Raw genomic sequence first — 10,404 nt, 5'->3', positions numbered from 1 at the left:
CTCATCTGTTTTAGCGGCGCTAACCATCGGTTCTGCTTGCAAAGCAGCAACAGGCATTGCGTCTAAAGCCTCTTCAACAGGTAATATCTTTTCGATCATGGTTTCTTTAACGACTGGCTCTGCTTCAACAATAGGTGCTATCTCAGTGTCAGGACTCAACATCAAAGTTGGTTTATCTGCAACTGCTTGCTCATGAATAACAGTAGCAGCTACTGACACACTTACCTGAAAACTAAAGCTTGCAAACCCAAGCGTATCATTTGCTGTTAAGTGCTTCGATTCATTGGCAGCGATACGCTCATCATTAATAAAAGTGCCGTTTGACGACTCTAGATCTTTCACGTATAGCTGACCGTTTAAGACACTCAGTTGTGCATGATTGCGTGAAATTTGCTGGCTACCTAGTACCACATCGCTATCACTGCCACGACCAACAGAGAGGCTATCGGTGACCGTCAATGTCAAATCACCAAGCGCCTCTGTTAAGGCATTTAGCTGCCACGTATGGGTTGCTGGGGCATTTATATTGTCTGTATCGTTTGTCATGTGATGACTCCTTCCTTATTACTAAAAATTAAATGGTTATTATTAAAAAATTCATTCTGTTATATCTTGCACTGATGGCTTTATTATTTGGGGATAAAGCGGGATTTTATGACACCGCCAAGTTTATTATAAGGAATACTCAGTACCGGCATACCGTAGGCATAAGGAGCAATGGCATAAGGCTGATAACGAATATCAATCCCTTTATCAGTCAATGTCACGTTGTCGCTTAGAGTAAACGGCCAGTTTTTCTCGTAGTTTTTCACATCTTTATCGACCGTTTTTACCCAATCCTTATACGCATTATAGGCAAGTGCTTTGAACTGTAATTTTTTACCGCTTTGCAGCATATCTGCTAATTTAATTTGCTTTTTCATCTTTTGGTCAAATACCAAATATTCTCTATACGGCATGCCATGCGCACCGCCGGTAAAAACATAGGAGCTTATATCAAACATCTCAAAATCATTGATATGACCCACATATTCAGGTGTCACCATGAGACTATAGGCAAATGCACTGTCTCTCGGTAGCTCATTAAGCTGTGAAGCAACAAAACCATCAAGCGCACTTTTGACAGATGCTGGCGTGGCTTTGGTAGTGATAGGCGCAGATTCAGATGGTTTACTATTAACCACCAGCGTATTAATGCGCTGGTTGGCAACATCATTGATCCATTTGTGATTGGTCTTGAGATATTTAATCTCAATATCCGGACAGTTATCACGCGCCGTGCAGCGCTCTTGTACTTTTTTGGGTAATTGATAATCGAGATACTCTGTGCTGCTAAAGAGACTGCCAGCATGCGCAGACATGCTTAACGTGCCACACAACACTATACTACCGACTATTAACAATAGACGCCGCTTACAAGCCTTTATAGAGGCTGGCTGTGCTGCTTGCAGATCAGTAAAAGAAAAATGCGTAATAGGCGATTGGATGAAAGTTTTCATATAGCCTCTTTAAGATACCTATCAGATTTACTAATATTCTACCGTAACCTTTTCGCCATATTGTAGGAACACTGTTCGTGTTTTTGCGTCAATCATAGCGGTTAAAAGCCATCATACGCTGTTTGATAAGTGAATAAAAAAGACACGCTATCGTGTCTTTTTATATTTAGAACGTCGCTGTTATTGACTGATTTTAGTGCTCGCGAGTATTGCTAAACGTCACTTCTGGATAGCGATCTTGCATCAGCTGTAAGTTCACCCGTGATGGTGCAAGATAAGTCAGATGACCACCGCCATCTATCGATAACTGGTCGTGGGCTTTTTTCTTAAACTTAGCCAGTGCCACTTCGTCATCGCAATGAATCCAGCGAACGGTCGCAATCGATACCGGCTCAAAGATACACTGTACTTTATACTCTTCTTTCAGACGATGGGCGACCACTTCAAACTGTAGCACACCGACCGCGCCCAATATTAAATCATTATTAATCTGCGGCATAAAGACCTGCGTTGCGCCCTCTTCACTCAACTGCTGTAGACCTTTTTGCAGTGCTTTTGATTTGAGCGGATCTTTTAGAATGACACGGCGGAACAGCTCAGGAGCAAAATGAGGGATACCGGTAAAGTTCAGTTCTTCGCCTTCAGTAAAGCTATCGCCGATAGAAATAGTACCATGATTGTGCAAACCAATGATATCACCCGGATAGGCTTCTTCTAGCGTTTCACGATCGCCTGCCAAAAATGTCAAAGCATCAGCAATACGTACTTCTTTCCCTAAGCGCACATGCTTCAGCTTCATGCCTTTTTCGTACTTACCTGAGCAAACGCGTAAAAATGCAATGCGATCACGGTGACGCGGATCCATATTGGCCTGAATCTTAAAGACGAAACCACTAAAAGCTGTCTCTGTCGCTGCTACTTCACGCTCATTGGTCGGATGCGCTTTTGGTGGTGGTGAATATTTTATCAAGGTATCAAGCACCATATTGACACCGAAGTTACCCAGCGCTGTACCGAACAATACGGGCGTCATCTCACCGGCTAAAAACTCGTCAACATCAAAGTCCTCTAATGCCATTTGTACCAATTCAAGCGACTCTTCAAACGAGGCAAACATCAGCGCACCTAAGCGCTCACGGATATCAGGATAATCATAGCCTTCGCGAGTTTCAGAAACCGTAATCTCGCCGCCATGACCTTTTTCATAAAAATAGGTTTTATTTTCGGTCAAATGATAGACACCGACGAAATCTTGACCCATACCGATCGGCCAAGTGATCGGGATACATTTAATCTTCAAAACCGCTTCAATCTCACTAAGCAGCTCAAGCGGCTCACGGATTTGGCGATCGAGTTTATTAACAAAGGAGATGATGGGCGTATCACGCATCCGGCAAACTTCCATCAGCTTGATGGTACGTTCTTCAACGCCTTTTGCGCCATCTACCATCATCAGCGCGCTGTCGACAGCAGTCAAAGTACGATAGGTATCTTCACTAAAGTCAGCATGACCTGGGGTATCGAGCAGATTGACCACGTGATCTTGATAAGGAAACTGCATGACAGAGGTCGTGATAGAAATCCCACGCTCCTGCTCCATGCTCATCCAATCTGATGTGGCGTGGCGATCCGTCTTGCGACCTTTAACCTCGCCCACTACCTGAATGGCTTGACCCCATAGTAGCAATTTTTCGGTCATCGTCGTTTTACCCGCATCAGGATGCGAGATGATGGCAAAGGTACGACGTTTGGCAACTTCACGGGCAAGCTTAGTTGCTGAAAGCTTGCTTGATGAAACTTTAGAATCTGCGCTCATAATGAATAACTTATCGTTAAATTTTGGAAGAAAATAGCAAGATTTTATAAAAGGTTTAACAGTAAATGTGATGGATTTTAGTGCGCATATTGTAGCGGATTTATGGTTAAGATGCTATTTTTCCCATAGTTTACAGCAGCCTTATTTATACCGCCTATCTAGGTGCCTTGTTTTTACAAAATACTTATTTGCTCGTATAAAAACCTGTTTGACAATCCAAACATCATCATACAACATTGATTACTCAAAGATTTTTATTAAAAGACATAAAAAAATTACAGGGTAGTCATTATCAAATTATTATAAGGAAACCGTTATGTTGCTTGAAAAGATCAAGACACCCGGACTTGCTCATCTATCTTATCTGGTGGGATCGGGTGGTCAAGCGGCGGTGATCGATCCTCGCCGTGACTGCGCAATTTATGTAGAAAAGGCACGTGCACAAGGGCTAGAGATCACTCATATATTCGAAACTCATCGCAACGAAGACCTTGTTTCAGGTGCTCCGATTCTAGCGGAAATGACGGGCGCTAGTGTACTGCACGGTCCAAACCCAGAACAGCCTATCGTCTATGCCAAAACAGTGCGCGATGGTGATTGTTTTACCATCGGTCAGCTTGAAATACGCGTTTTAGAAACGCCCGGTCATACTGATGACCATCTTGCCTATGCTCTATTTGACACAGCTTACCCCGATAAAGCTGTGGCGGTCTTCACCGGAGATGCCCTATTCGTCGGTGACGTCGGCCGTACTGACTTCTATCCTGATAGAGCTGAGGAAGTCGCAGGTCTACTCTATGATTCGCTACAAAAAATCTTAGCGCTGGGTGATCAGGCAATTATATATCCTGCACACGGCGCGGGCTCTGTCTGCGGATCAGGTATGGCAGAGCGTGAATTCTCTAGCGTCGGTCATGAAAGATTGAATAACCCACGTTTACAATTCACAGATCGCGACGCCTTTATCCACTTTAAGGTCAGCGAAAACCATTATCAGCCGCCTTATTTCAGACTGATGGAGCGCCTGAACATGGAGGGCGGTACTGCGCCTCCGACTGTTATGCGACCGCGCAGTCTTTCGCTACAGCAGTTAAATAGCTGCGGTGCCGATCACTTGATTGATATTCGTGAGCCGATGGCTTATGCCTCCGGTCATTTATCTGGAGCGATGAGTCTGCCTGTGAGCATGATTTCTGCCTTTGCTGGGTGGTACATCCGTGAAGGCGAAAGCTTGGTATTAGTTGCCTCCGATGAAACACAGCTCGCCACGGCTATGGAACATCTGGTGCGGATTGCACTTGATAATATATTAGGGGGCTATGTCGGCGTGGTTCCCGCTGCTGTACAAGGTGAAAGTATGCAGAAAACCCCTATGGTTGATACTACCGAGGTTGAAGCTCGTCTAAAGAATAATACTGAAGGTTGGACACTTCTCGATGTCCGTGATGCCGATGAACGAGCGACTGTCGCAATCGAGGGATCACAGCACATATATGTTGGACATCTTAATCAACGTTGGCGTGAACTTGACAAGAAACACCATTATACCTTGATGTGTGCTAGCGAGGCACGAGCCACAATAGCCGCAGGATGGCTGGCAAGCCATGGTTTTGAAAACATCGATATTTATCTTGGTTCGATGGGCGCATGGAAAGCGGCTCATAGCTAATCTTCATTACTAATCTTATAGTTATGAGCGGTTTTTATGAGCAACGTTTTTTACGATACACGATTTATTTTGACTAAGTCATTCTTATTAATTGCACCTTACTGCAACGACTACTGGTAAATAGCTAATTATGATGTGGTTTTACTGAGAAAACTAACTTACAAATTCACAGCATACTTTTACTACCGCTATATCAAGCGTGCCTGTTGCTCTGTTATGCTAGATGGGCTATTTAGAAGTTAGCTATAACAAGACTTAAAAGCATTATCTAAAAAATGATGGATAACAATTCATATAAAAGGACAAATCATGGAAACCCTATATTCTACTAAAGCATCTGTGACCGGCGGCCGTGCGGGTTGTGCTAGCCTCCAAGACAGCGATTTGACGATTAATATGGTTGCACCTGGTTCTGGTAAAGACGGTAATAACCCAGAGCAACTATTTGCTATGGGTTATGCTGCTTGCTTTGATGGTGCACTTGGTGCAGTCAAAGGGGCAGAAAAAGCAAAGTTTGATTCTACTACCGAAGTATCGGTAGATCTACTTAAAGGTGAAGGTCTAGACTTTAAATTAGCCGTTAAAATTCATGTTATCGGTGAAAACACAGAGCTATCAGCGGATGAATTCCAGCAATTGGTTGAGAAGGCTAATAAAGTCTGCCCATATTCTAAAGCTACCCATGGTAATGTCGATAGCGAAGTAACCTCAGAAGTAAAATAAGCCTCTAATAACAACAATATTTGCAATAATAAAAAGAACTCAATTGATCTGGGTTCTTTTTTTATGGGCTATCATTTGGGTTCGTACGCATCATAACGCTTTATTCGTTTTATTCGTTTTATTCGTTCATCATCCATTCGGCACACGACGCTTTTATCGTTATAATGAAGGTATGTTTTTACCCAGTACTTGCTGCCTAATACTTGCTGCCCAATATTTGATAAGTGACTTTTTATGACTGCCAACGATCACAACTCCCACTCGCCTATTAACCCCAATACGCTGCCGAACTTTGCGACGATGCCAAATGTGTCAACGATGAATACCAGCCATGTGGACAAGGAGCAGCCGCCTTTTATTTTGGTTGATGGCTCTTATTATCTGTTTCGCACTTATCATGCCTTACCAAAAACCATGCAAAACTCTCAAGGCCTAGTCACTAACGCGATACGTGGCACGCTAAATGCGCTATTAAAACTGATGCGTCGCTATCACCCAACGCATATGGCGGTTTGCTTTGATACCAAATCACCAACTTTTCGCCATCATATGTCTCCTGATTATAAAGCGGCTCGTCCGCCCATCGATATAGAGCTGTTAGAGCAAATTCCTTATATCCATCGCTTGGTTACCGCGTTAGGTATTCCGCTGTTACGTATCGAGGGCGCAGAAGCTGATGATATCATCGGTACACTTGCCTATCGTGCAGTCGAGCAGGGTCATCACGTAGTTATCTCCACAGGCGATAAAGACATGATGCAGCTGGTCAATGACTGCGTCATCTTGGAAGATAACTTTACGGGTACAGTCATAGATACTCAAGCAGTTATCGACAAGTTCGGCATTAATCCTGAGCAGATGATTGATTTTCTGACCCTAATGGGTGATGCTTCTGATGGAATCAAAGGTGTGCCTGGCATCGGTAAAAAAACCGCAAAAGACTTACTTGTTGAGTATGGTGACATCGACAATATGTTAAAGCATATTGGCTTTATCAAAGGTCGCGGGGCGAAAGGCTTGATTGAACACGCAGAAGACATTCCGTTCAATGCAAAGCTGGCAACCATCGTCACCGATTTAAACATTGGTCAAGACTGGCAGGATTTAAAAATAAATACCGATCCTTGCGCTCATATTGACGAGCTACGCGCGCTATACAGTGAGCTTGAATTTAGAAATGAGCTGGCATCGCTTGATCACCCAAATCATCCAGCCAATGGTACGCACAGTGTTGCCCATAGTCAGGCTGATGCCGATTCACAAGCACAAATCGCTAAATCTCTACAGTCAAGCGCTATTGGTGATGTCTCAGACAGTAAAAGTCATGACAGAGCGTGGCATACTATTTTAGATGAGCCCGCCTTTGATAGCTTAGTTCAATTATTACAATCTGCGCCGCATTTCGTTATCGATACCGAAACGACAAGCGTCTACTGGCGTCAGGCTGAATTGGTAGGCTTGTCTTTTGCCGTACAAGCGCATGAAGCTTATTATATACCGCTCACCCATAGCTTAGAAGGCGATGCGTTAATAGCCAAGCAATTGGATCGCGATACCGTATTGATGCGTCTAAAACCTATTCTGGAAAACGCTAATATCGGCAAAATCGGTCAGCACCTAAAATATGATGCACATATTTTCAGTCATTATGATATCAACCTCTTAGGCAGTATTCACGACAAGCCCAACAACTGGGCAATGGATACCATGCTTGCCAGTTATGTAATTAATGCGGCGATTACCCGTCACGGTATGGATGATTTGGCACGGCATTATCTGCAAACGCAAACCATCAGCTTTGAGGATGTCGCTGGTAAAGGCGCTAAGCAAGTGAGTTTTGATCAAGTCGCCATTGATATTGCTAGCGACTATGCTTGTGAAGATGCCGATATCACTTATCAGTTGTTCGAGCTGTTTAGTCAAAAGCTTGCCGATGACGTTAATAACTATAAACTGCTCCATGAGCTTGAGATTCCAACCGCAGAGATACTTTGCCAAATGGAAGCAAATGGCATCTTAATTAGGCGTCCGTTTTTAAACGAGCTGTCTAAACGTTTTGATGAAGAAATCATTGCCCTAGAAAAACGCGCGTACGAAGTCGCTAGTGAGGAATTTAATCTGGGCTCTCCTAAGCAGCTTGGCGAGATGTTATTTGATAAGCTTGGCGTCGCTGGTGGTAAAAAAACCAAGACCGGTCAATACTCTACGGGTGAAGCCGTATTGTCAAAAATCGATCATCCTTTGGTCGATATCACCTTAGAATATCGCGGATTATCGAAGCTCAAAAGCACCTATACAGATGCCCTTGATAATGTGGCAGATGCCAAGACTGACCGCGTGCATACCAGCTATCATCAGGCATTGACCAGCACAGGGCGCTTATCTTCAACGGATCCTAATTTACAAAATATCCCTATTCGTACTGCTACCGGTCGCTTGATTCGTCAAGCCTTTATTGCCCCAAAAGGTCGCGTTATTTTAGCCGCCGATTACTCGCAAATTGAACTGCGTCTCATGGCGCATTTTTCAGGCGATAAAAATCTGACTCATGCCTTTAATGAAGGTCTTGATATTCATGCTGCTACGGCCGCGGAAGTACTTGGTAAGGATGTACCGAATGTCACCCCAACGGAGCGCCGTAATGCTAAAGCCATTAACTTTGGTCTGCTTTATGGTATGAGCGCCTTTGGACTTGCTAAGCAGCTACAGATGAGCCGTAGTGAGGCGCAAGACTACATCGATATGTACTTTGAGCGCTACCCTAGCGTCAAAGACTATATGATTAATACTCGTGCTAGCGCTTATGAGCATGGCTATGTCGAGACAATATTGGGTCGTAAGCTTTACACCCCTGATATTAATCATAGCAATCGCATGGTCAAACAAGGCGCTGAGAGAGCGGCGATTAACGCGCCTCTCCAAGGCTCTGCTGCTGACTTAATTAAGCTTGCGATGATTGCGGTCGATAAAGTATTGCCTAAAGAGCAAGCAAAAATGCTGCTACAAGTCCATGATGAACTGGTATTTGAAGTAGATATAGACAAGGTTGATGAGATTAGCCAATTAATTACTGATGCCATGCAAAATGTCTTGAGAACGACCGCGGTTGAAAAAGGTTGGAACGTCAACTTTGCTGTACCGTTATTAGTGGAGACAGACAGTGGGCAGAATTGGGATGAGGCACATTGATTCTTAAGGAAATTTTAAGTAGGTTTAATGTTGTTCGAGACAATTGACTCTCATAGCGTAAACTAAAAAAACAGTCGCGTATGATAGTTGTCGGTATAATGAACCTATCTTATTTTTTCACAAATTATCTTTTAGTCTAAAGTGAGCCTCCACGCTCACTTTTTTTATTCTAAAAATCAGGAGCGCTTATTTTGGCTGCAGATGGCATTATCGAAATCCCCGGCATTATCCTACTGATAGCCTGTATATTACGTTGCGTGCAATACGTGATACAGAGTAAGAGCAAGCAAGGTCTCTATTTTTGGCTGGCATCATTATTGACGTTTTTTGTGGTGATTCGTCGTGAATTAAATTATTTACCTGAGTTTTTCATTGCGAGTGACTTTTCACTGTTAAACCATGCTTATGACTGGTGGGAAGATGCGGTTCTACTTACTATTTATCTACTTATTGTTGGTTTATTAGCGTATACATGGCGTTATTTGTGGGCGGTACTAAAATCGGTGCCTGTGTCTGTATATTTTATAATAGTGGGTCTAGCATTATTTGCATATATGGGCGAAAACGCGATTATGATTTCTCAAAATTTTGGAGAAATCATTGAAGAAATGGCAGAAACCGGTGTTTATGCGATTGCTTTGATATATCTATGGCAGCTTAAGCCTCTGGCGTTTGAAGCGCTTCTATCACATAAGCCCTACTCATCCTGTAAAGTGTAGCCAGTAGCACCCTTTGATGCGCTTTATCCATAGTAAAATTAGTACTATAGTCGATTAAATTTAAAACCGATATATCATCAGCACTACAATATGCAAACGGCTACCAATATTTGGTGGCCGTTTTTTTAACGGTTAAATAAACAGTTTTCTTACATATTTTTAACATCCTGTGACACCTTAGTACTAGAGGCAATGAAGATAAGCGAACAAAATAGCTATACGACTACCTCTTAAACTCTACTATGTTTATTAATTATAAAAATCAAGGAAAATAGCATGGAACACTCAAAAACCCCATTACCAGAAGAGATGACTCACATCGAAGGCGATGAAAATCTTGATGATGATACCAATGACAGTACCAGTGATGACGAGCAAGGTAATCAACAGGTTGATTTAGACAATCCTATGTTGCATGTTGTCGATGATGATGACTTTGACGATGATGCAGGATTTAATAACTCGCAAGTCGGAAGTGATGCAACCCAAGGTCTCACACCCGTACATCATCAAAACATATATGAATCGCGCATCGATGAGCTGCTGGTCGAAGAAAATCTAGATGATAGCCACTACCCCAATATTGCTGACATCGCTGACAGCGACGCGGCCAAATTAAGCCATGACAATGATTTTTAAAGTACTACCTTTAGAAAATTATTGATAAAAAAACACCGAACATGAAGTTCGGTGTTTTTTGCTGCTCTATCTAATATCCGCATAGTGCTTTAGATTCATTGCTTTAAATTCTCTGCCCAGCCATCTAGCGTCCCCGCGCAACCTTGTCCC

The 10,404-nt window shown here is 43.0% G+C and carries 8 protein-coding genes; 5 read left to right on the top strand and 3 right to left on the bottom strand.

What is annotated here, in order from left to right:
* The 3 genes from VLN09_RS10625 to VLN09_RS10615 form a co-directional block, all read right to left on the bottom strand.
* On the bottom strand, window positions 1-546 hold a 546-nt coding region (locus tag VLN09_RS10625), incomplete at its 3' end, for an FHA domain-containing protein (RefSeq protein WP_325246337.1).
* Window positions 547-629: 83 nt separating this feature from the next.
* The gene (locus VLN09_RS10620) at window positions 630-1,499 is read right to left on the bottom strand and encodes an RsiV family protein (RefSeq protein WP_325246335.1); all 870 of its coding nucleotides are present in this window, start codon (window positions 1,497-1,499) and stop codon (window positions 630-632) included.
* A gap of 193 nt (window positions 1,500-1,692) precedes the next feature.
* Window positions 1,693-3,315 carry a peptide chain release factor 3 gene (locus VLN09_RS10615; protein ID WP_325246333.1) on the bottom strand — a complete coding sequence of 541 codons (1,623 nt, stop codon included), beginning with the start codon at window positions 3,313-3,315 and terminating at the stop codon, window positions 1,693-1,695.
* 316 nt (window positions 3,316-3,631) lie between these two features.
* Here VLN09_RS10615 and VLN09_RS10610 point away from each other — a divergent pair, with 316 nt between their 5' ends.
* The 5 genes from VLN09_RS10610 to VLN09_RS10590 all read left to right on the top strand — a co-directional run bounded on the left by VLN09_RS10610 (window position 3,632) and on the right by VLN09_RS10590 (window position 10,254).
* Window positions 3,632-4,984 carry an MBL fold metallo-hydrolase gene (locus VLN09_RS10610; protein ID WP_325246331.1) on the top strand — a complete coding sequence of 451 codons (1,353 nt, stop codon included), beginning with the start codon at window positions 3,632-3,634 and terminating at the stop codon, window positions 4,982-4,984.
* Between the two features lie 309 nt (window positions 4,985-5,293).
* Window positions 5,294-5,707: an Ohr family peroxiredoxin gene (locus VLN09_RS10605; RefSeq protein ID WP_325246329.1), complete on the top strand. Its 414-nt coding sequence runs from the start codon at window positions 5,294-5,296 to the stop codon at window positions 5,705-5,707.
* Window positions 5,708-5,941: 234 nt separating this feature from the next.
* Window positions 5,942-8,896, top strand: coding sequence for a DNA polymerase I (gene polA, locus VLN09_RS10600; RefSeq protein WP_325246327.1), 2,955 nt, complete (start codon window positions 5,942-5,944; stop codon window positions 8,894-8,896).
* A gap of 191 nt (window positions 8,897-9,087) precedes the next feature.
* The gene (locus tag VLN09_RS10595; protein ID WP_325246325.1) at window positions 9,088-9,615 is read left to right on the top strand and encodes a hypothetical protein; all 528 of its coding nucleotides are present in this window, start codon (window positions 9,088-9,090) and stop codon (window positions 9,613-9,615) included.
* A gap of 276 nt (window positions 9,616-9,891) precedes the next feature.
* Window positions 9,892-10,254 carry a hypothetical protein gene (locus VLN09_RS10590; protein WP_325246323.1) on the top strand — a complete coding sequence of 121 codons (363 nt, stop codon included), beginning with the start codon at window positions 9,892-9,894 and terminating at the stop codon, window positions 10,252-10,254.
* Window positions 10,255-10,404: the final 150 nt, after the last annotated feature.

It is taken from the genome of Psychrobacter sp., assembly GCF_035469765.1.
Taxonomy (GTDB): Bacteria; Pseudomonadota; Gammaproteobacteria; order Pseudomonadales; family Moraxellaceae; genus Psychrobacter.
Note: the sequence above shows the minus strand (reverse complement) of the source record. Positions and strands in the feature narration are given on the sequence as shown.

What these genes read in the sequence shown, in the direction of transcription:
- VLN09_RS10610 (WP_325246331.1), top strand. Translation starts at nt 3,632, where the DNA reads ATGTTGCTTGAAAAGATCAAGACACCCGGACTTGCTCATCTATCTTAT.
- VLN09_RS10590 (WP_325246323.1), top strand. Translation starts at nt 9,892, where the DNA reads ATGGAACACTCAAAAACCCCATTACCAGAAGAGATGACTCACATCGAA.
- polA (WP_325246327.1), top strand. Translation starts at nt 5,942, where the DNA reads ATGACTGCCAACGATCACAACTCCCACTCGCCTATTAACCCCAATACG.
- VLN09_RS10615 (WP_325246333.1), bottom strand. Translation starts at nt 3,315, where the DNA reads ATGAGCGCAGATTCTAAAGTTTCATCAAGCAAGCTTTCAGCAACTAAG.
- VLN09_RS10620 (WP_325246335.1), bottom strand. Translation starts at nt 1,499, where the DNA reads ATGAAAACTTTCATCCAATCGCCTATTACGCATTTTTCTTTTACTGAT.
- VLN09_RS10605 (WP_325246329.1), top strand. Translation starts at nt 5,294, where the DNA reads ATGGAAACCCTATATTCTACTAAAGCATCTGTGACCGGCGGCCGTGCG.